This window comes from Streptomyces sp. CG 926 (assembly GCF_003148825.1).
Classification (GTDB): domain Bacteria; phylum Actinomycetota; class Actinomycetes; order Streptomycetales; family Streptomycetaceae; genus Streptomyces.
Genome location: NZ_QGGZ01000002.1, coordinates 78523 through 97918, shown reverse-complemented (window position 1 = coordinate 97918; position 19396 = coordinate 78523). Strand labels below are relative to the sequence as shown.

23 protein-coding genes are annotated in these 19396 nt (G+C 69.7%); 8 read left to right on the top strand and 15 right to left on the bottom strand.

All coding sequences use genetic code 11. The annotated features are described in order from the left end of the window. The first annotated feature begins 429 nt into the window (after window positions 1-429). Genes BCL76_RS05470 through BCL76_RS05455 form a run of 4 tightly spaced genes read left to right on the top strand, consistent with a single transcriptional unit; the run spans window position 430 to window position 2913 of the window. On the top strand, window positions 430-873 hold the full coding sequence (locus tag BCL76_RS05470; RefSeq protein WP_258309341.1) for a hypothetical protein: 444 nt from the start codon (window positions 430-432) through the stop codon (window positions 871-873). Further along, window positions 870-2276, top strand: a complete 1407-nt coding sequence (locus BCL76_RS05465) for a hypothetical protein (RefSeq protein ID WP_109778423.1) — start codon at window positions 870-872, stop codon at window positions 2274-2276. The genes BCL76_RS05470 and BCL76_RS05465 overlap by 4 nt, the downstream gene beginning before the upstream one ends. Continuing rightward, window positions 2273-2593 (top strand): hypothetical protein, encoded by a 321-nt coding sequence (locus tag BCL76_RS05460; RefSeq protein WP_109778422.1) that lies wholly within the window; start codon window positions 2273-2275, stop codon window positions 2591-2593. Before BCL76_RS05465 ends, BCL76_RS05460 begins: the two co-directional genes overlap by 4 nt. Continuing rightward, window positions 2590-2913 (top strand): hypothetical protein, encoded by a 324-nt coding sequence (locus tag BCL76_RS05455; protein ID WP_109778421.1) that lies wholly within the window; start codon window positions 2590-2592, stop codon window positions 2911-2913. The genes BCL76_RS05460 and BCL76_RS05455 overlap by 4 nt, the downstream gene beginning before the upstream one ends. Before the next feature lie 107 nt (window positions 2914-3020). Here BCL76_RS05455 and BCL76_RS05450 read toward each other — a convergent pair whose 3' ends face one another. The 5 genes from BCL76_RS05450 to BCL76_RS05430 form a co-directional block, all read right to left on the bottom strand. Then, window positions 3021-4340, bottom strand: a complete 1320-nt coding sequence (locus BCL76_RS05450) for a dicarboxylate/amino acid:cation symporter (protein ID WP_109778420.1) — start codon at window positions 4338-4340, stop codon at window positions 3021-3023. Window positions 4341-4710: 370 nt separating this feature from the next. Further along, on the bottom strand, window positions 4711-4983 hold the full coding sequence (locus BCL76_RS05445; protein WP_109778867.1) for a DUF4229 domain-containing protein: 273 nt from the start codon (window positions 4981-4983) through the stop codon (window positions 4711-4713). A 146-nt stretch (window positions 4984-5129) separates the two neighbouring features. Next, window positions 5130-5654: a GNAT family N-acetyltransferase gene (locus BCL76_RS05440; RefSeq protein ID WP_109778866.1), complete on the bottom strand. Its 525-nt coding sequence runs from the start codon at window positions 5652-5654 to the stop codon at window positions 5130-5132. 118 nt (window positions 5655-5772) lie between these two features. Then, entirely contained in the window at window positions 5773-6936 is a 1164-nt protein-coding gene (gene mqnE, locus BCL76_RS05435; protein WP_109778419.1) for an aminofutalosine synthase MqnE, read from the bottom strand. 64 nt (window positions 6937-7000) lie between these two features. Next, window positions 7001-7456 carry an Lrp/AsnC family transcriptional regulator gene (locus BCL76_RS05430; protein ID WP_030710106.1) on the bottom strand — a complete coding sequence of 152 codons (456 nt, stop codon included), beginning with the start codon at window positions 7454-7456 and terminating at the stop codon, window positions 7001-7003. Window positions 7457-7578: 122 nt separating this feature from the next. On the opposite strand from BCL76_RS05430, the gene BCL76_RS38805 reads away from it, so the two are divergent. Continuing rightward, window positions 7579-7716 carry a hypothetical protein gene (locus BCL76_RS38805; protein ID WP_181382477.1) on the top strand — a complete coding sequence of 46 codons (138 nt, stop codon included), beginning with the start codon at window positions 7579-7581 and terminating at the stop codon, window positions 7714-7716. On the opposite strand, the gene BCL76_RS05425 is transcribed toward BCL76_RS38805, so the two are convergent. Continuing rightward, window positions 7713-8402 carry a UbiX family flavin prenyltransferase gene (locus BCL76_RS05425; protein WP_109778418.1) on the bottom strand — a complete coding sequence of 230 codons (690 nt, stop codon included), beginning with the start codon at window positions 8400-8402 and terminating at the stop codon, window positions 7713-7715. The two genes, BCL76_RS38805 and BCL76_RS05425, sit on opposite strands and share 4 nt — an antisense overlap. Before the next feature lie 86 nt (window positions 8403-8488). Between BCL76_RS05425 and BCL76_RS05420 the strand changes: the two genes are divergently transcribed. Next, a complete protein-coding gene (locus BCL76_RS05420; RefSeq protein WP_109778417.1) occupies window positions 8489-9088 on the top strand; it encodes a rhomboid family intramembrane serine protease in 600 nt (199 codons plus the stop codon). Between the two features lie 39 nt (window positions 9089-9127). On the opposite strand, the gene mqnP is transcribed toward BCL76_RS05420, so the two are convergent. From mqnP to BCL76_RS05405, 3 genes are all read right to left on the bottom strand, one after another. Further along, window positions 9128-10051, bottom strand: a complete 924-nt coding sequence (gene mqnP, locus BCL76_RS05415) for a menaquinone biosynthesis prenyltransferase MqnP (RefSeq protein WP_109778416.1) — start codon at window positions 10049-10051, stop codon at window positions 9128-9130. A gap of 88 nt (window positions 10052-10139) precedes the next feature. Further along, entirely contained in the window at window positions 10140-10622 is a 483-nt protein-coding gene (locus BCL76_RS05410) for a hypothetical protein (RefSeq protein WP_258309338.1), read from the bottom strand. Then, window positions 10619-12076 (bottom strand): menaquinone biosynthesis decarboxylase, encoded by a 1458-nt coding sequence (locus tag BCL76_RS05405; RefSeq protein ID WP_109778415.1) that lies wholly within the window; start codon window positions 12074-12076, stop codon window positions 10619-10621. Before BCL76_RS05405 ends, BCL76_RS05410 begins: the two co-directional genes overlap by 4 nt. 92 nt (window positions 12077-12168) lie before the next feature. On the opposite strand from BCL76_RS05405, the gene BCL76_RS05400 reads away from it, so the two are divergent. Continuing rightward, complete coding sequence (locus BCL76_RS05400; protein ID WP_109778414.1) at window positions 12169-12477, top strand: PLD nuclease N-terminal domain-containing protein; 309 nt, start codon at window positions 12169-12171, stop codon at window positions 12475-12477. Window positions 12478-12511: 34 nt separating this feature from the next. Here BCL76_RS05400 and BCL76_RS05395 read toward each other — a convergent pair whose 3' ends face one another. Next, on the bottom strand, window positions 12512-12877 hold the full coding sequence (locus BCL76_RS05395; RefSeq protein ID WP_258309337.1) for a cupin domain-containing protein: 366 nt from the start codon (window positions 12875-12877) through the stop codon (window positions 12512-12514). Between the two features lie 97 nt (window positions 12878-12974). Here BCL76_RS05395 and BCL76_RS05390 point away from each other — a divergent pair, with 97 nt between their 5' ends. Next, on the top strand, window positions 12975-13439 hold the full coding sequence (locus BCL76_RS05390) for a MarR family winged helix-turn-helix transcriptional regulator (protein ID WP_109778412.1): 465 nt from the start codon (window positions 12975-12977) through the stop codon (window positions 13437-13439). Between the two features lie 243 nt (window positions 13440-13682). Here the strand turns inward: BCL76_RS05390 and ccsB are convergent, their stop codons facing one another. From ccsB to BCL76_RS05360, 5 genes are all read right to left on the bottom strand, one after another. Further along, window positions 13683-14786 carry a c-type cytochrome biogenesis protein CcsB gene (gene ccsB, locus BCL76_RS05380; protein ID WP_109778411.1) on the bottom strand — a complete coding sequence of 368 codons (1104 nt, stop codon included), beginning with the start codon at window positions 14784-14786 and terminating at the stop codon, window positions 13683-13685. Beyond that, entirely contained in the window at window positions 14783-16501 is a 1719-nt protein-coding gene (resB, locus tag BCL76_RS05375; protein WP_109778410.1) for a cytochrome c biogenesis protein ResB, read from the bottom strand. Before resB ends, ccsB begins: the two co-directional genes overlap by 4 nt. 13 nt (window positions 16502-16514) lie before the next feature. Continuing rightward, a complete protein-coding gene (locus BCL76_RS05370; protein ID WP_109778409.1) occupies window positions 16515-17288 on the bottom strand; it encodes a cytochrome c biogenesis CcdA family protein in 774 nt (257 codons plus the stop codon). A 4-nt stretch (window positions 17289-17292) separates the two neighbouring features. Then, window positions 17293-17919 carry a TlpA family protein disulfide reductase gene (locus BCL76_RS05365; RefSeq protein ID WP_109778408.1) on the bottom strand — a complete coding sequence of 209 codons (627 nt, stop codon included), beginning with the start codon at window positions 17917-17919 and terminating at the stop codon, window positions 17293-17295. 87 nt (window positions 17920-18006) lie between these two features. Then, window positions 18007-19233 (bottom strand): hypothetical protein, encoded by a 1227-nt coding sequence (locus BCL76_RS05360; protein WP_109778864.1) that lies wholly within the window; start codon window positions 19231-19233, stop codon window positions 18007-18009. Window positions 19234-19396 lie beyond the last annotated feature (163 nt).

Below are 19396 nucleotides of genomic sequence, written 5' to 3'. Positions count from 1 at the left end.
CCGGGATTCGCAGTCCCGTCGGGGGCCGTCTCATTTCTACGGTTGTCGGGGCGAGCATATGCCGCTGAACCAGTAGGAAATCCAGCTGAGTTGGCACGATTCACCCGACCGAGCGACGCGCGCCCGTCCGCCGACGGGTTGGGTGGGGTCGGTTGGTTCTTTCTCCCGGTTCTTTGGTTCCTTACGCGTCCGAGCACGCCGGATCGCGGCCCCCCGAGACCCGGCCCGGGGGCCGTTTCCCCCATCCCACCCCGGGCCGCGTCGCGGCTCTCCGGGACCCGGCCCGAGCAGGTCGGAACCGGACGGGTGGCTACCGCGTCTCGGGTCCATATCGGGACTGCGAAGTTCCGCCGGCGGAAATCCCCGTATTAGCATGGACATGACCAGCTGATTCTGGCCATGTCCAGTTATCAACTATCCAGGGGATACATGTCGTTCGACGCGGAATGGGCCCAGCACAAGGCCGCCGTCCTCGCACAGCAGTCGCCCGCCCTGCGGCTCGACCACGCGCCCGCCGACGGCGGCGCGCCGGGGAGCCCCGTAGGCACTCTGGTGGCCGGTGCCCCCTCCATCAACGGCAACGCCAACCTGCTGATCGAGATGGCCGCCCTCCTCCACGAGGGCCGGCCCGACGGCGACGCGAGCACGATGGCCCGCGCACCGCGCGCCCACGCCGACGTGTCGGCGCAGGTCCTGCGCTTCGCCCGGTTCGCCGACGACCAGTTCAAGGACACGATCGGCCTGCTCGCCGCGCTGGCCACCCGCCTGAAGACGACCGGAACCAGCTTCGCCCAGGTCGACGACGACACCGCCCGGTCCTTCCTCGCGGGCCTCCTCGAATCGGGGCAGTACGTGAAACCGGAGGCCAAGTGAGCGGGATCGGTCACCGCAAGGACGTCGAGTTCCTGGAGGAGTGCAACCCGGCGCTGGTGGAGCGCAATGCCGCCGAGTTCAAGCGCCTACGCGAGCTGCTGGTGCAGGTCGAGGAGCCCGCCCGGCGCGCCGAGACCGCTACGCAGTGGCAGAGCGACGGGAGCCACACCTACACCTCGCGGCTGTCCGAGGCACGGCAGCTCGTGCAGCACATCGCCGAGGGCTACGACAAGGCGGCCAGCGCCCTGCACGCGTACGCGGCGGCCCTGACGACCGCCAAGTCCCACTACGCGAACGGCAAGGGCTCCGAGCGCAAGCTCGCCTCCCTGATCGCCACGAAGGGCACCGCGATCACGCGCACCGCTCAGGAGGCGGAGCCGATGTGCCAGTGGGAGGACATGCGGGCGACGACCGGCTTCCTCGACGGTCTCGCCGAGCTGACGATGGACGTGGACGACATCCGCGAGGAGGCGGACCGCCTCCACGACGACGCGGGCGGCAACTTCCAGCTGGCGAAGACGGTCGAGCAGGAGGCGCGCGGCGTGTGCGTCCACGCGCTGAAGCAGGCGTACGAGCTGCTGCCCGAGTTCCGGCTGAAGGGCGGCGGGGGCGGGGGCGGGGTCGACCTCTACGCGGCCATGGCCGACATCCGCCGCGAGGCGGCCGAGGCCCGTACCGATCCGCTGACCCATCTGCCGGGCAGCGGCCCGAAGAAGGACATGACCGGCCCGGTGGGGCCGGACACCCCGGTCTCCCCGCAGCTCCGCGACATCCGGATGCGGGTGGCCGGGCTGCCGGAGGCCGCCGACAACTACTGGGTCCCCCTGGTCACGGACGGCATGCACGCGGACTGGATCTCCCAGAACAAGGAGGTCCTGCGGGCGGCGGCCAAGAACGCGGGGCTGCCGGAGGAGCTGGTCGCGGGCGTGGCCTGGCAGGAGATCGGCGGCTACCAGCCCGGACTGCTGGACGACGTGACCGGCACGATCCGCGAACAGGCCGCGGCCCCCTGGGGCCTGAGCCCGGTCACCCCCGAGAACCTTCCGTGGCGACTGGGCGGCAAGCTGGACGAGACCTCGTACGGGCCGATCGCCATCCAGCTCCGGCGCGGCGCCGAGGTGCTCGGCTACGATCCGGCGAACCTCACCGACCACCAGCGGACCCTGGTGGAAGAGGCGCTCCAGGACCCCAAGCAGAATGCGTTCATAGCGGCCGGCTTCCTGGCCCAGATCAAGGCGGAGAGCGGTCTCGCCGACGTCCCGGCCGATCAGATGACGCAGGCCCAGATGCGGGAGATCGCCGCCCGCTACAACGGCGGTCCCTACTGGGACCTCCCCAAGGCCCAGGGCTACGGTGACCGCTTCGTCGGGAACCTCGGCCAAGCGAAGGACGCAATGCGATGACGTACCCCCGCGAGAGCATCGACCTGCCCGAGGACCGGGGTTGCCTGCGGTGGGTGCTGGGTGTGCCGCTCGGGATCATCCACCTGCTGAACGCCGCCGCCGTGTTCGGGGCCCTGTTCGCCGGACCCCAGGGCGAGTGGGACGACCAGGGCTACGAGAACGTCGGCGCGCTGTGCCTGGTCTCCGTGTCGCTGAGCGCGCTGGGCCTGCTGATCACCGCCGTACCGAGCGTGCGCCGGGCCATGGGCCCGTGGTGGTTCGCCCCGCCGCTGCTCCTCGGGCTGGTCGCGTTCCTCCGGGGCGCGACGCTCGGATGAGGCGGACGAGGCTCCCCCGCGAGAACATCGACCTGCCCGAGGACCGGGGCTGCCTGCAGTGGGTCCTCGGAATACCGCTCGCCCTCTCCTACGTCCCGGCGCTGTTCACCTGCTACACCGCGCTGTCGATGCGGCCGGACCCCGACGACGCCGTGCTGCGCGGGGACGTCCGCTTCCTGGCCGGCTGCTGCGTGGTGCTGTGCCTCGTAGGACTGCTGATCACCATCACCCCGCTGTTCCGGCGGACGATGGGCCGGTGGTGGTTCGCCCTGCCGTTCCTGCTGGCGACGGTCGCCTACGTCCGCGCGCAGACGGTCTGACGCGGGAGACCGAAGACGCGCGAACGCCGAAGACGCGCGAACGCCGCGGCCCCCGCCCGGTCGGGGCGGGGGCCGCGGCGAACGCCGTGCGATGCGGTGTGCTGCGGTCAGGCCGCGACCACGACCTGCTCGGCGGCCGGGGCGGGCTCGTCCAGCGGGGAGGCCGAGGCGGAGGCGTAGGCCTCCTTGTCCAGGATCCCCTCGCGGGCCGAGACGATGACCGGGACCAGGGCCTGGCCGGCCACGTTGGTGGCGGTGCGCATCATGTCCAGGATCGGGTCGATCGCCAGCAGCAGACCGACGCCCGCGAGCGGCAGGCCCAGCGTGGACAGGGTCAGCGTCAGCATGACGGTGGCGCCCGTCAGACCAGCCGTGGCGGCCGAGCCGATGACCGAGACGAAGACGATGAGCAGGTACTCCTTGATGCCGAGCTGCACGTCGAAAATCTGCGCGATGAAGATGGCGGCGAGGGCCGGGTAGATCGCGGCGCAGCCGTCCATCTTGGTGGTGGCGCCGAACGGGACGGCGAAGGAGGCGTACTCCTTCGGGACGCCGAGGCGCTCGGTGACCTTCTGGGTGACCGGCATGGTGCCGACCGAGGAGCGGGAGACGAAGGCCAGCTGGATGGCGGGCCAGGCGCCCTTGAAGAACTGCAGCGGGCTGACCTTGGCGACCGTCGCGAGCAGCAGCGGGTAGACGCCGAACATCACGAGGGCGCAACCGATGTAGACGTCGGCGGTGAAGGTCGCGTACTTGCCGATCAGGTCCCAGCCGTACGTGGCGATCGCGGTGCCGATGAGGCCGATCGTGCCGATCGGGGCGAGGCGGATGACCCACCACAGGGCCTTCTGGAGCAGCTCCAGGGCGGACTCGGCGAGGTCGAGGACCGGCTTGGCCTTGGCGCCCAGCTGGAGGGCGGCGATGCCGGCGACGACGGCCAGGAAGACGATCTGAAGGACCTTCAGCTCGGTGAACGGCGTGACGATGTCCGTCGGCACGATCCCGGTGAGGAAGTCGATCCAGGAGCCGGTCTTCTTCGGGTCCTTGCCGTCGGCCGCGGTGAGGCCGGTGCCGGAACCGGGGTCGGTCAGCAGGCCGATTCCGATGCCGATGCCGACGGCGATCAGCGAGGTGATCATGAACCAGAGGAGGGTGCGGGAGGCAAGACGCGCAGCGTTGTTCACCTTCCGCAGGTTGGTGATCGACACCAGGATCGCGAAGAAGACGAGCGGGGCGATGGCCAGCTTCAGCAGCTGGACGAAGATGTCGCCGGTCTTCTCCAGCGTGGTGCCGAGCCAGCTGATGTCCTGGCTGCGGGCTATCCAGCCGAAGAGGACACCGAGGGCGAGACCGGCGACGATCTGGGCCCAGAAGGGGAACTTGAACGAGGCCTTGGCGGGGGCCTGGGGGGTCGCGGACACGGACACTCTCCGGAGGTGGCGCACGAATACAGGGGGGAAGTACTGCGTGGTGAAACGGTGCGGCAGCAGCCAGAAGGGCCGGCCGGGACGGCTGCTGTATCGATTCAGCTCAACAGCAACAGGCCGCGGACGCGCGGCGGCAGAGGTCGACGTGCAGGCGCGTCACGAGCGGAACGCTCGTGATCATGGGGTGCGCAGCTGTGGTCAACATGTTCAACACGCTAACACTTCCCCTTTGAGAATCTCAAAGGGGCGCTTTGAGACAACGGCGCACCAGGCCCTCTTGCGCAGGCCCGGAAAACACGAACGCCCCAGCGTTACGGGCGGTATACCCGATGCTGGGGCGGTTCGATGTGTGATGAAGCCAACTGTGCCGTTACGAGGTCACGCGCGCCGCGTCGTCCGCCTGGTCCTCCTGGCTGCGGTTCGCGGCCAGCTTTTCCTTCGCACCCGCGACGCGCCCGGAGATCTGCGTGGACATCTCGTCGCGCTGCTTGCGCAGCAGGACGAAGGAGAGCGGGGCGGAGATCACGATGGCGAGCAGGACGACCCAGGCGACGTTGGCCTCCCCGAGCCCTGCGGGCACCCAGCCGAGCCGGACGAGGCCCGCGACGGCCACGAGGCATCCGACGAAGATGCCCAGGCGCATCGCGGTGTAGCGGATCGTTGCGCTCGGCTTGAGGGACACGGTGACCCCTTCTCTCTCGTCGTGGTCCACGGCTGGTGCCCGTCCAGTGAAGCACGCCGAGGACCCGCCGCCGCCCTCCGGGGTGCCGCGCCGGGCGCGGGCGCACGTCAGTGCAGCGGCAGCAGCATCGTGATGTCGTCGCGGTCGTCACCGGGGGCGACCCGCAGGGCGCCGGGGACGCGACCGACCTCCTTGTAGCCGCAGGCGGCGTAGAAGTGCTCCAGACCGAGCCCGCCGCGGCAGCCGAGGCGGATGGCGTCGATGCCGTCCAGCGTGCGGGCGGCATCGGCGACGGCGTCCATCAACGCGCGGCCGGCGCCCCGGCCCTGGAGGTCGGGGTGGACCATGACCGTGTAGACCCAGATCCAGTGCCGCTGCAGCCGGTGCGCGTTGAAGGCGAGGAACGCGGCCGCCCCGATCCGACCGTCCCGGTCGCGCCCCACGACCAGACGGTGCCGGCCCTCGATCATCGCGACGAGGTGCTTGACCAGCTCGGGCCGGATGTCGTCGCGGGTGACGGGCGGCACGAAGCCGATGGCTCCGCCGGCGTTGGAGGCATCCGTCCACAGGTCGACGAGGCTTTCGCGCAGGGCGGGATCAACGATCGGATCGAAGGTAAAAGTAAGGGGCACCATGGAAGAGTAGCCATTACTCGTGCGGGGGGCAACGACATCGCGGAGCTCCCGAACGCCACGAGCCCCGGTCCGTGGAGGGACCGGGGCTCGTGGCGGTTCGAACCGGATCGGCGCGTCAGAGGCGCATCGCCTGCGGGGTCTCGCGCAGGTTCGCGTCCGGACCGGGGTACTCGCGGATGATCTCGTAGCGCGTGTTGCGCTCGACCGGGCGGAAGCCCGCTTCCCGGATCAGCTCCAGCAGATCGTCACGACCCAGCTTGTTCGGGGTGCCGTAGTTGTCCGCGTCGTGCGTGATCTTGTACTCGACGACCGAGCCGTCCATGTCGTCCGCGCCGTGCTGCAGCGCGAGCTGGGCGGTCTGCACACCGTGCATCACCCAGAAGACCTTGACGTGCGGCACGTTGTCGAAGAGCAGTCGCGAGACGGCGAAGGTCTTCAGCGCCTCGGCGCCGGTGGCCATCGTCGTACGCGCCTGGAGCTTGTTGCGTACCTTGCCGTCCTGCATGTCCACGAAGTCGTGCTGGTAGCGCAGCGGGATGAAGACCTGGAAACCGCCGGTCTCGTCCTGGAGCTCGCGCAGCCGCAGCACGTGGTCCACGCGGTGGCGCGGCTCCTCGATGTGCCCGTACAGCATGGTCGAGGGGGTCTTGAGACCCTTCTCGTGCGCGAGGCGGTGGATGCGCGACCAGTCCTCCCAGTGGGTGCGGTGGTCGACGATGTGCTGGCGGACCTCCCAGTCGAAGATCTCCGCGCCGCCGCCGGTGAGCGATTCCAGGCCGGCCTCGATCAGCTCGTCGAGGATGTCGGAGGCCGACATCCCCGAGATCGTCTCGAAGTGGTGGATCTCGGTCGCCGTGAACGCCTTCAGCGAGACGTTCGGCAGCGCCTTCTTCAGCTCGGAGAGCGAGCGCGGGTAGTAGCGCCACGGCAGGTTCGGGTGCAGACCGTTGACGATGTGCAGCTCGGTGAGGTTGTCGTTCTCCATGGCCTTGGCCAGGCGCACGGCCTCCTCGATGCGCATCGTGTACGCGTCCTTCTCGCCCGGCTTGCGCTGGAACGAGCAGTACGCGCACGAGGCGGTGCACACGTTCGTCATGTTGAGGTGCCGGTTGACGTTGAAGTGGACGACGTCACCGTTCTTGCGCGTGCGCACCTCGTGGGCGAGGCCACCGAGCCAGGCCAGGTCGTCCGACTCGTAGAGGGCGATACCGTCCTCACGGGTCAGCCGCTCGCCGGAGCGGACCTTCTCCTCCAGCTCACGCTTGAGCCCAGCGTCCATGTACCGGTCGCCTCCTCTAGATGCCTCTGTCTGCCTGTCCTGCAAACCCTGCCCAACCGTACTCTCAGGCTTCCTCGGGCAGCTCCCCGACCCGGTTCTCCCACTTGGTGGAGAGCACGATGGTGGTGCGGGTGCGCGAGACGCCCTTGGTACCGGAGAGCCTACGGATGATCTTTTCCAGGCCGTCCACGTCGTTGGCGCGCACCTTCAGCATGAAGGAGTCGTCACCCGCGATGAACCAGCAGTCCTCGATCTCGTTGAGGTCGCGCAGGCGCCGGGCCACGTCCTCGTGGTCCGCGGCGTCGGACATGGAGAGTCCGATCAGCGCCGTGACGCCGAGGCCGAGCGAGCGCGAGTCCACCGTCGCGCGGTAGCCGGTGATGACCCCGGCCGTCTCCAGTCGGTTGATGCGGTCGGTGACGCTGGGGCCGGAGAGGCCCACGAGACGGCCCAGCTCCGCGTACGAGGCACGACCGTTTTCCCGGAGTGCCTGGATGAGCTGCCTGTCCACCGTGTCCATTACGTGGAGCCTTCCATTATTCGGCGATCCTGCAAGTCTAGGTATAGAATCTAAGGCACACAGGGTCAACACCCTGTGAAATCTTTCAACTGATCAATGACGATCTTCAGGAGTGGTTCACCGTGTTCACGATCGAGATGGCCTACGCACACATGCGGGAGCTCCAGGAGCTGGCCAACCGATCCCGTGCCCACCAGCCCGCCGCGGCCCACCGCGTCGACAAGATCCGCAAGCCCCTCGGCCGTAAGAAGAAGGCCTAGTCACCGGCGCTTGCCTCCCGGGGAGTACGGGAGCCTCCCAGCTCCCCCTCCCACCGGCGGTACAGCTGGTGCGGCACCCCTGCCGCGTCCAGCACCCGCCCCGCGACGAAGTCCACCAGATCCTGGATGTGCGTCGCACCCGTATAGAACGCCGGAGAGGCGGGCAGCACGATCGCGCCCGCCTCGTCCAGCGCCACCAGATGCCGCAGCGTCTGTCCGTTCAGCGGGGTCTCCCGCACCGCGACCACCAGCCGGCGCCGCTCCTTGAGCGTCACGCTCGCCACGCGCTGGAGCAGGTCCTTCGACAGCCCGAGCGCCACCCCCGCCACGCAGGCCGTGGACGCCGGGACGACGAGCATCCCCTTGACCGGGTACGAGCCCGAACTCGGGCCCGCCGCAAGGTCTCCCGCGCCCCAGTACCGGACGTCGTCCAACTCCGGGCGCGCGAAGGTCTCGGGCTTCCCGTCGGCCCCACGCCCCAGCCACTGCGCGAGGTCCTCGCGCCAGTGCGCGTCGCGGAAGGCGATCCCCGTCTCGTCCAGCAGGGTGAGGCGCGAGGCGCGGCTCACCACCAGGTCGACACTCTCCCCCGCGGCCAGCAGCCCGCGGAGCACCGCCGCCGCGTACGGCGTCCCGGATGCCCCGGAAACCCCGACCACCCACGGGGTGCGCTTGCGCTCAGTCATACCTCCGAGACTATCCGGCCACCGCCGATGGGCACTCAGTAAGGTGGCGGCACGTTCCCGGGACGGGACGCGGCGAGGGGGAGAAGATGAGCACGACGGTGGACGCGGACTGGACGCAGCTCGACCGCGCCAAGGCGGCCGGGAAGCTGATGGTCGGCTGGGTGGCCCTGTTGTGGCTGATCGAGCTGGTGGACCTGGTCACGGGCCACGCCCTGGACGGGTACGGGATCATCGCCCGCGAGCCGGACGGGCTCACCGGGATACCCCTCGCGCCCTTCCTCCATTTCGGCTTCGACCATCTGGCGTCGAACACCGTCCCGCTGCTGGTCCTCGGCTTCGTCGCCGCCCTCAGCGGCATCCGCCGCTTCCTCGCCGTGTGCGTCGCGGTCACCGTGGTGGACGGGCTCGGCGTCTGGCTGGTCTCCCCCTCGTACAGCGTCACGGCGGGCGCCTCCGGCCTGATCTTCGGCCTCTTCGGCTACCTGCTGGTCCGCGGCTTCGTGGAACGGCGGCCGCTGGGCGTGGTGGTGGCGGTGGTGATCGCCGCCGTCTGGGGCGGCACGATCTTCTTCGGCATCCTGCCGACGGACTCGGGCGTCAGCTGGCAGGGCCACCTCTTCGGCCTCCTGGCGGGCGCGGCGGCGGCCTTCGCCTTCCCGCGCCGCCACCCGCCCGCCCTCGACTGACGGCGTACGGGATGCACTCGACGGCAGGCCGCACGGCGGCTAGAAGGTCAGCCCCCGCACGGCCAGATCGGCCAGCGCGCACACGAAGAGGGCGATGCCGATGAAGCCGTTGACCGTGAAGAAGGCGCGGTTCAGGCGGGACAGGTCGTGCGGCTTCACGATCGTGTGCTCGTAGAGGAAGGCCGCGACGACGATCGCGAGGCCGATCCAGAACAGCACGCCCGCGTCCGTGGCCAGCGCGTACCAGGCCAGCAGGACCGTGGTCACGACGTGCGCGCCGCGCGCGCCCCACAGGGCCGCCGGGACCCCGAAGCGGGCCGGGACCGACTTGACGCCTTCCGCGCGGTCGGCGGCCACGTCCTGGCAGCCGAAGATCAGGTCGAAGCCACCGATCCACACGCCCACCGCGAGGCCCAGGATCACCGCGTCCCCGGACCACTCGCCGGTGACCGCGAGCCAGGCCCCGACCGGGCCCATGGCCTGGGCCAGGCCCAGGATGGCGTGCGGGAAGTTCGTGAACCGCTTGCCGTACGGATAGACCACCATCGGGATCACGGCGACCGGCGCGAGCGCCAGGCACAGCGGGTTCAGCAGCGCCGCCGAGCCGAGGAAGACCAGGAGCGCGATGCCGGCGCCGGTCCAGGCCGCGCGGACCGAGACGGCGCCGGTGACCAGCTCGCGGCCGGCCGTGCGCGGGTTACGGGCGTCGATCTCGCGGTCGATGATGCGGTTGGCGGCCATCGCGAAGGTCCGCAGCCCCACCATGCAGATGGTGACGAGCAGCAGGACGCCCCAGTGGATGCGGCGGTCGAGCTGGAACATGGCGGTGAAGGCCGCGATGTAGGCGAAGGGCAGCGCGAAGACCGAGTGCTCGATCAGCACAAGTCTCAGAAAGGCCTTGACCTTGTTGGTGGCCTCCGGCGCGGGACCGTGTCCGACCACTCCATCGGCGGTGGTCATCATGCGAGTTCCCTCCGGAACTGTTCGAGTTCGGCCCTCGGCCCGTCGAGCGGAACCGGCCCTGTCTCCGTGTCGAGCCGCGGGCTCGCGGTCACGCCAGACTCCGGCGGAACGCGTCGAGGTCGGCCAGCAGGGTCGCCAGGGGCACGGTGGGCGTCTCCAAGGAGACCGTGGGCGCTCCCTCGGGCTCCGGCGGGGTGGCGTGCACCGTGAACACGTAGCCCTCGCCCCCGCGGGCGTCGTGGTCCGGACGGGCGTCCAGCCGGAGCACCGCACCCGCCTCCACGGTGAACGGCTCGCCGGTGCCGAGCCCGGCCCGCAGCTGCTCCGCGAAGTCATGGACCTCGGCGTCGCGCACGCCGGGCATCTCGAAGCCGCCGTCGGCTTCGTAGCTGTCGTCCAGCACCAGGGCCCACATGTCGCCGGGGCCCGCGAACTCCTCGGCCGAGACGCCCGCCTGTGCGGCGGCCTCCTGGACGAACGGATCCGCCGGGTCGAGCTTCGGGCGCACGAGGAGCATGAACGTCGTGTCCTCGCCGATGAACAGCGCCGGTCCACCGAATTCGGAGCTCACAGTCCGTACTCCTTCCAGCGGCGGTCCACGAGGGCGGCGGTGGCCGGGTCGGACTCGACCATGTCGGGCCAGCCGCCGTCGCGGGTGTAGCCCTCCTCGGGCAGTTTCTTGGTGGCGTCGATACCCGCCTTGCCGCCCCAGAACTGCTGGTACGAGGCGTGGTCCAGGTGGTCCACCGGGCCTTCCACGACGGTGAGGTCGCGGGAGTAGTCGGTGTTGCCCAGCGCCCGCCAGGAGACCTCGTGCAGGTCGTGGACGTCGCAGTCCTTGTCGACCACGATGATCAGCTTGGTCAACGACATCATGTGCGCGCCCCAGATGGCGTGCATGACCTTCTGGGCGTGCTTCGGGTACTTCTTGTCGATCGAGACGATCGCGCAGTTGTGGAAGCCGCCCGATTCCGGGAGGTGGTAGTCCACGATGTCCGGCACGATGATCTTGAGCAGGGGCAGGAAGAACCGCTCCGTCGCGCGGCCGAGCGGGCCGTCCTCGGTCGGCGGTCGGCCGACGACGATCGACTGGATGAGCGGACGCTTGCGCATCGTCACGCAGTCGATCTTCAGGGCCGGGAAGGGCTCCTGCGGGGTGTAGAAGCCGGTGTGGTCGCCGAAGGGGCCCTCCGGGAGCATCTCGCCGGGCTCCAGCCAGCCCTCGATCACGACCTCCGCGTTGGCCGGGACCTGGAGCGGGACGGTCTTGCAGTCGACCATCTCGATCCGCTTGCCCGAGACGAAGCCGGCGAAGAGGTACTCGTCGATGTCCCCCGGCAGCGGCGCGGTGGACGCATACGTCACCGCGGGCGGGCAGCCGAAGGCGATCGCGACCGGCAGCCGTTCGCCCTTCGCCGCGGCGACGGCGTAGTGGTTGCGGCTGTCCTTGTGGATCTGCCAGTGCATGCCGATGGTGCGCCTGTCGTGGCGCTGCAGCCGGTAGAGGCCGAGATTGCGCACGCCGGTCTCGGGGTGCTTGGTGTGGGTCAGCCCGAGGTTGAAGAAGTCGCCGCCGTCCTTGGGCCAGGTGAAGAGGGCCGGGAGCTGGTCGAGGTCCACGTCGTCGCCGGTGAGGACGACCTCCTGGACGGGCGCGGAGTCGCCCTTCACCTTCTTCGGCGGCACGTGCACCATCGAGCCGAGCTTGCCGAAGGCCTCCCGGACCCCGATGAAGCCCTGCGGCAGTTCCGGCTTGAGCAGGCCGCCGATCTTCTCGCTGATCTCGCCGTACGACTTGAGGCCGAGGGCCTTCAGGAGGCGGCGGTCGGTGCCGAAGACGTTCATGGCCAGGGGCATCGACGAGCCCCTGACGTTCTCGAAGAGGAGCGCCGGGCCCCCCGCCTTGTTCACTCTGTCGACGATCTCCCCGACCTCCAGATACGGGTCGACTTCGGCCTTGATGCGCTTGAGGTCGCCCTCCCGCTCCAGGGCCCGGAGCAGCGAGCGGAGATCGTCGTAAGCCATAGGGGTCAGTATCCGTCACCAACTACCCTGGAGGCGTCACCGGGGCCCTGACGCGGGGCCCCCCGTCACTGACTGGGAGTCGGTCCCACACCGTGCTGCGCTATCTGCCGTTCCTGCTGATCCTCGCGCTGACCATCTACACCTTCATCGACTGCCTGAACACGCCGGAGGCGGAGGTCAAGCACCTCCCCAAGGTGGTCTGGGTGATCATCATCCTGCTCTTCTCCATCGTGGGGCCGGTCGCGTGGGTGTTCGCGGGCAAGGACCGGGCGGCGTCGGGCGGTGGCCGGGCGCGCCGGACGCAGTGGGTGGCGCCCGACGACAACCCGGAGTTCCTGAAGTCGCTGCGCGAGGAGCAGGAGAAGAAGGACCAGGACGACAGGGACAAGGACAAGGACTAGGACCCGGCCCGGCCCGGCCCGGCCCGGCGAACCCCTACCGAGCCCACGGCAGCACGCGGGTGCCTTCCTCCCCCGGGACCGTGACCACACCGTCCGCGCGCATCACGACGTAGGCCTCGAAGGTCTCGGCACAGTGGATGCGGCGCAGCACATCCGCGGGCAGGACCAGGGTCCGCCCGGCGGTGACCTGCTCGGTGCGGCCGTCGCAGGTGACCTCCAGCGTGCCGGCGGCGAGGGTCCACACCTGCTCTCGGCTGACGGAGTGTTCGGGGCCGGTGCTACCGGCCGACATGGCCACGTGCCAGCTGCTGAGCTCGGAGCTGCCTCGGCTGGGGGCGGCGAAGCCGGTCATGGTGGCGTTGGGGGTGGCGGTGACGTTCTCGGGGGCAGGGCTGATCACGTACAAGGCAGGACCTCGTCTTCCGATGACATGCGAGTAAAGCTCCTTTACTTCGAGTGAGTAAAGCAGCTTGACCTGGCCGTGTCACCATATTTGCGTGAAGAGAGACGAGAACGAGGGCGTCGAGCTGCTGTTCCTGCTCGGACTGGGCTTCCAGGCGCTGCTGGGGGAGTTCACCCGGCGCGTCGCCGAAGCCGGATACCCGGACCTACGGCCGGTGCACGGCATGGCCTTCCAGGCCCTCCAGGCCGCCGGCGCCACCGCCACGGAGCTCGCCGAGCGGCTCGGGGTGACCAAGCAGGCCGCCGGGCAGATCGTCGACGACCTGGAGAAGCGCGGCTACGTCCGCCGCGAGCCGCACCCCGAGGGCGGCCGCCGCAAGCTGGTGGTGCTCACGGCGGCGGCCCGGGACCACCTCGCCGTCGCGGGCCGGATCCTGCACGAGCTGGAGGCCGAACTGGGTCGCGGCACGGACCTCACGGCCCTGCGCGCGGGGCTCGGGGAGGTCGTGCGCACCTTCCACGGCGAGGGGCCGCCGCCACCGCTGCGCCCGGTGTGGTGAGCAAGAGTATTGAACATGTCCAACAGCGCTGGCCGCCCGTGCTCGGTGACCGTGTACTCGGCGACCCGCTCCACGTCCCAGGCGGTGACCCGCTCGGTCGCCACGGCCGCGGTGTTCAGCCACCGCAGCGTGATCGCCCCGCCGAGCCGGCGCTCCAGGACGTCCGCCGCGTCCGGCCGGCCGCGCTGCTCGCCGGTGGCACGGCTCACGAGAGACATGCCACCGGCGTCCCGCTCCCGCCGGTCAGACGCCCGCGTACGAGTGCTTGCCGCTGAGCAGGATGTTCACGCCGTAGTAGTTCCAGATCCAGCAGGCGAAGGCGAAGAGCGCGAGGTACGCGGCCTTGCGGCCCTTCCAGCCGGCGGTGGCGCGGGCGTGCAGGTAGCAGGCGTAGGCCACCCAGGTGACGAAGGACCAGACCTCCTTGGGGTCCCAGCCCCAGTAGCGGCCCCAGGCGTCGCCGGCCCAGATCGCGCCCGCGATGATCGTGAAGGTCCACAGCGGGAAGACGGCCGCGTTGATGCGGTACGAGAACTTGTCGAGGGAGGCCGCCGAGGGCAGCCGCTCCAGGATCGAGCTGCGGAACCTCCCCGGGGTGCGGCCCGCCTCCAGCCGGCTCTCGTAGGAGTCGCGGAAGAGGTAGAGGACCGCGCCCGCGGCGCCGATGTAGAAGACGGCGCCGCAGAAGATGGCGGTGGAGACGTGGATCCACAGCCAGTACGAGTGCAGGGCGGGGACCAGCTGGTCGCTGTCGGTGTAGAGCCAGGTGACGGCGATGCCGAGGTCCAGCAGGACCGTGGTGACCAGGATCAGGCCGAGCCAGCGGATGTTCTTCTTCAGGGCGAGCAGCACCAGGTACGCGCCGACGGCCACCGTGGAGAAGGTGATCGAGAACTCGTACATGTTGCCCCAGGGGGCCCGCTGCACCGACAGGGCGCGGGCCACCACCCCGGCCGCCTCGATGAGGAAGGCGAGCGCGGTCAGCGAGACCGCGATCCGCCCGTACAGGTCGCCCTGCACGGTGCCGCCGGCGGCGCCGGGGCCGTCCGGGACGTCGCGGGCGCCGGTCGCGGAGCGGGTGGTGACCTTGGGCTGGTCCAGGACGGCGGTGGCCCCGCCCTTGCCGCGGACCTGCACGGCGGGTGCGGTCGCGGCCGCTCCGGCCGCCGCGGCCTCCTTGGCGCCGGTCAGCGCGGCGGCCGTCCGGCCCACCTTGCTGCGACTACCGAAGGTCCACTCGGCGATGTGCGCGAAGAAGGCGAGCATGTAGACCGCCATCGACGAATAGATCAGGTAGTTGCTGATCTCGGCCAGGTTCTCGTTGGCTGCGGCTGCGAGCGGCGTCATCCGCGCTCTCCTTCAGGGGTTTCTTCAACAGGATCAGGCGCACTGGGCGCCTGCTGGTGCAGCTGGGCGGCGAGTTCCGCCAGCTCCTGCGGGAGCTTGGTGGACTCGCTGCGGCCCAGGCCCGCCATCTCGACGACGGTCACGCCGTCCTCGCCGGTCACCGCGCGGACCCAGATCCGGCGGCGCTGGATGAACAGCGATCCGGCCAGGCCCGCGATGGCGGCGATCGCGCCCGCGAGGGCGAGGCCGCTGCCCGGCTGGTGGGTGACGGAGAAGGTGGCCCACCGCTCGATGCCCTCGAACTTCACGGTGCCCGCCCCGTTGGGCAGGGTCATCGTGTCGCCGAGTGCCAGTTTCTGCTTGAACGGCTGGCCCGACTCGTCCTTGAAGGGCTCCATCTTGGTGGTGGTGAGCCGGTAGACGTTCTGCGGCAGGCCCGAGTCCACGCCGAGGCTGCCGTGCCAGGCGTTGAGCGCGAGCTGCGGGTTCAGGAGGGCGGGGAACTGCGAGAACATCGTGCCCATGCCCTCGCCGGCGAAGCTGGGCACGAAGACGGCGTTGAAGCCGAGCTGCTCCTTCTTGCCGTCCTTGTCCTTGTAGCCGTCGGTGACCTTGACGGCTCCGGTGGAGGTGAGGTTGGCGTCCTGCGGGAGCACCGGCACGGCGTCCTTGAAGATCACCTTGCCGGTGGGGTCGGTCACCGAGACGATCGGCGCGTAGCCGTGGCCGAGCAGGTAGACCTTGGAGCCGTCCACCACCAGGGGCTTGTTGACCTGGATCTCACGCTTCTGCGGCGTGCCGTGCGCGCCGTCCGAGAAGGTGACGTACGCCTTGAAGTCGCGCGGGGTGCCCCGCTGCGGGCCGGTCATCTCGTACGTCGCGTCGAACCGGTCCAGCGTGAAGCTGAAGGGCGGCAGGTCGTCCGGGTCGAAGAGGGTGCCGGACTTGAAGTCGTCGTACTGGGTGAGCGTGTTCGAGAAGCCGGTGCCGCGCAGGACCAGCTTGCCGCCCTCGGACTTGAAGTACTGGCCCCAGGCGAAGGCGACGAGCATCACGATCAGCGCGACGTGGAAGATCAGGTTCCCGGCCTCGCGGAGGTAGCCCTTCTCCGCCGCCACGTGGCCCTTGCCGGGCTCGGTGCGGAAGCGGCTGCCGCGGAGCACCGTGCGCGCGTACCCGAGGACCTCGTCCGGAGTCTTCTCGGTGCGCCAGGTGGTGTGGGCGGGCAGCCTGTCGAGGCGTCGGGGGGCGGCCGGCGGGCGGCCGCGGAGCTGGCCGACGAACTGCCAGGAGCGCGGCACGATGCAGCCGATGAGCGAGATGAACAGCAGCAGGTAGATCGCGGAGAACCACACCGAGCTGTAGACGTCGAAGAGCTGGAGCTTGTCGGCGACGCCGACCCAGGAGGAGTGCTCCCGCTTCCAGTCGGCGACCTTCAGGGCGTCGACGTTGCTCTGCGGGACGAGGGAGCCGGGGATGGCGCCCAGGGACAGCAGGAAGAGGAGGATCAGCGCCACGCGCATGGAGGTGAGCTGCCGCCAGAACCAACGGGCCCAGCCGATCACACCGATGCCGACGGCCGGCCCGGTGGGGCTGTCGTCCAGCGGGGCGGTGGAGAGCTGGGCACCGGCGGCGGCGTCGGCGGAGTCCGCCGCGTCGGGCGCGGGCGAAGCCGGGTCGGGCGTCTCGGTGGTCGCTTTGTCTGTCGTACTCATGTGCCTCTAGTCCTCAGATCCCCACCGTGAAGCTTTGGGTCCAGCTCTGCATGTCGCTGACGATGCCGGCCCACATTCCTGTGACGAGCAGCAGGCCGGTCAGGATCAGCATGCCTCCGCCGATGCGCATCACCCACGCATAGTGCTTCTTCACCCAGCCGAACGCACCGAGCGCCTTGCGGAAGGCGATCGCGGCGAGGATGAACGGCACGCCGAGTCCGAGGCAGTAGGCCACGGTCAGCAGGGCGCCCCGGCCGGCGCTGGCCTGGTCGAGGGAGAGCGTGGTGACGGCCGCGAGGGTCGGGCCCATGCAGGGGGTCCAACCGACGCCGAACAGGACGCCGAGCAGCGGCGCGCCGACCAGCCCGGCCGTCGGCTTCTTGTGGAAGCGGAACTCCCGCATCGTCAGACCCGGAATCGCGCCCATGAAGAAGAGTCCGAGAACGATCACCAGGCCGCCCAGGACCCGGGAGATGATCTCGTTGTTCTCCCGGAGGGTCTCGCCGAAGTAGCCGAAGAGCGCACCGGTGGAGACGAAGACCGCCGTGAAGCCGGCGACGAACAGGAGCGCACCGGCCAGCATCCGCCCGCGCCGGGCCTCGGCGAGGTCGGCGCCGCTGACGCCGGTCACGTAGGAGAGGTAGCCGGGAACCAGGGGCAGTACGCAGGGCGAGAAGAACGAGACGAGGCCCGCGAGGAGGGAGATCGGCAGCGCGAGCAGCAGTGCGCCGTTCAGCACCGTCTCGTTCACACCGGTGGCCTCTGCGGCCAGGACGTACTCGACCACGAGGTCACTGCTCCGCGACGACGGGGTCGATCATCGAGCGCAGCGTCTCCTCGCCGAGGGGGGCCAGGGTGCGCGCGGCGATCCGGCCCTCCCGGTCCAGGACGAGCGTGGAGGGGATGGCGTTCGGGTTGAGGCTGCCCTTGGGGAAGCGGAGCAGCAGCTTGCCGGCGGGGTCGTAGAGGCTCGGGTAGGTGATCCCGAAGTTCTCCTCGAAGGAGACCGCGTTCTGCTGGTTGGTGTCGCGGGTGTTGATGCCCACGAAGACGACGTCCTTGCCGGCGTCGGTCAGCTCCTTGGAGACCTTCGCGAAGGCGGGGGCCTCGGCCCGGCACGGCGGGCACCAGGAGCCCCACACGTTGAGGACGACGACCTTGCCCTTGAGGGTGCTGGTGTCGAGGGTCTTCCCGTCCACGGTCTCGCCGTCGAGCTTGGGTGCCTCGGTCCGCTCGCCCTTCGCGGAGGTGGAGATGCCCGTCGCGCCCGTGACGTAGTTCCCGCCGCTGCCGGTCGGCTTGCCGCTGTCCGAACCGCCGCACGCCGTGAGGGTGAGGGCGCCGGTGAGGGCCACGGCGGTCAGCAGGAGGGCGCGGCCACTGGTCGAGCGGCGTCGGGGGGCGCGGCTAAGGCTCATGTGAAAAGTTTCGCATGAGCGCTTCGACGATCTACCGCGCCCCCCGCCGCTCTGTCAATGCCCTGGTCAGGGGATGGACCGGGCGCGTCAGGCGGCGGTCAGGTACGCGCTCCAGCCGCCGGCCGGCGATCGGCCCGGGGCCAGACCCTGGAGCCTGGCGAGCACCTTGGGGTCCTGGACCTCCAGCCAGTCGGTGAACTGCCGGAAGGATACGAGCCGTACATCCCTTTTGTCCGCCATGCCCTTGAGTGCTTCCTCGACGGCGTCCATGTAGATGCCGCCGTTCCACTGCTCGAAGTGGTTGCCGATGAACAGGGGTGCGCGGTTCGTCTCGTAGGCCCGCCGGAAGCCGCCCAGGTAGGTGGCCGTGGCCTGGGCGCGCCAGGCGGGGTAGTTGGCGGGGACGCCCTGGGTCGTGTTCTTCGACTGGTTGGCGAGGATGTTGTAGTCCATCGAGAGGACCTCGAAGGAGTGCCCGGGGAACGGCAGGGACTGCAACGGCAGGTCCCAGATCCCGGACCGGCGCACCGGCCAGACCTGGAGGCCGCCGGGCGAGCTGGAGTCGTAGCGCCAGCCGAGCCGCTGGGCCGTCGGCAGGAGGCTGTCCCGGCCGAGCAGGCAGGGGGTGCGGGCGCCCTTCAGTTCCTTGGCGTAGTCGAAGGGCAGGGGTTCGAGATCGGTGAATCCGGTGTTCGTGCGCCAGTTGGTGACGAACGACACGGCCTGCTCGATCTCGGTCCCCCAGTCCTCGGGGGTCCACCGGTCGACCGAGCCGGAACCGGCGCAGAAGTGGCCGTTGAAATGGGTCCCTATCTCGTGCCCGTCCAGCCAGGCCTGGCGGACGTGCGTGAGGGTGGAGCGGACGTTCTCGTCCTTGAGGTAGCCGATGTCCGAGGCCCCGACGGGGTTGTTCGGCGGCCGGTAGAGGTGCCGCTTCGACTCGGGCAGCAGGTAGATGCCGGAGAGGAAGAAGGTCATGGCCGCGCCGTGGTCCTTGGCGAGCTTGAGGAAGCGCGGGAAGAGACCGTTGCCGATCTCCCCCGCGCCGTCCCAGCTGAAGACGACGAACTGCGGCGGGGTCTCGCCCGGCTGGAGCGGCACGGGCGTGTCCGGCTGGTTCGGCTGCGGACCGGTGTCGGCGGTGGAGCCGTCACCGATGGGCCTGGCCGCCGGCTTCTCGCCGGGCTTCGGGTTCTTGACGGATCCGGGAGAGCCGGGACCGGACGTGTCCGATGAGCCGCAGCCCGCGATTCCCATCGCGGCGGCCGCACCGAGCCCCAGTCCCAGCAGCCCCCTCCGACTGACTCCCCTGATGTCGCGCATGTCACCGTCCCCACTGTCGACCACCCATACCGAACCGAAGTCCATATAAACGGACAATCAGTTCGGACATGCGAGCTGACACGGTGATTCCCGCGCGACTTGTCTTTAGTTGGGCAGAACCGTAACGGCCTGTAACAGTCGGCCGATCAAGACC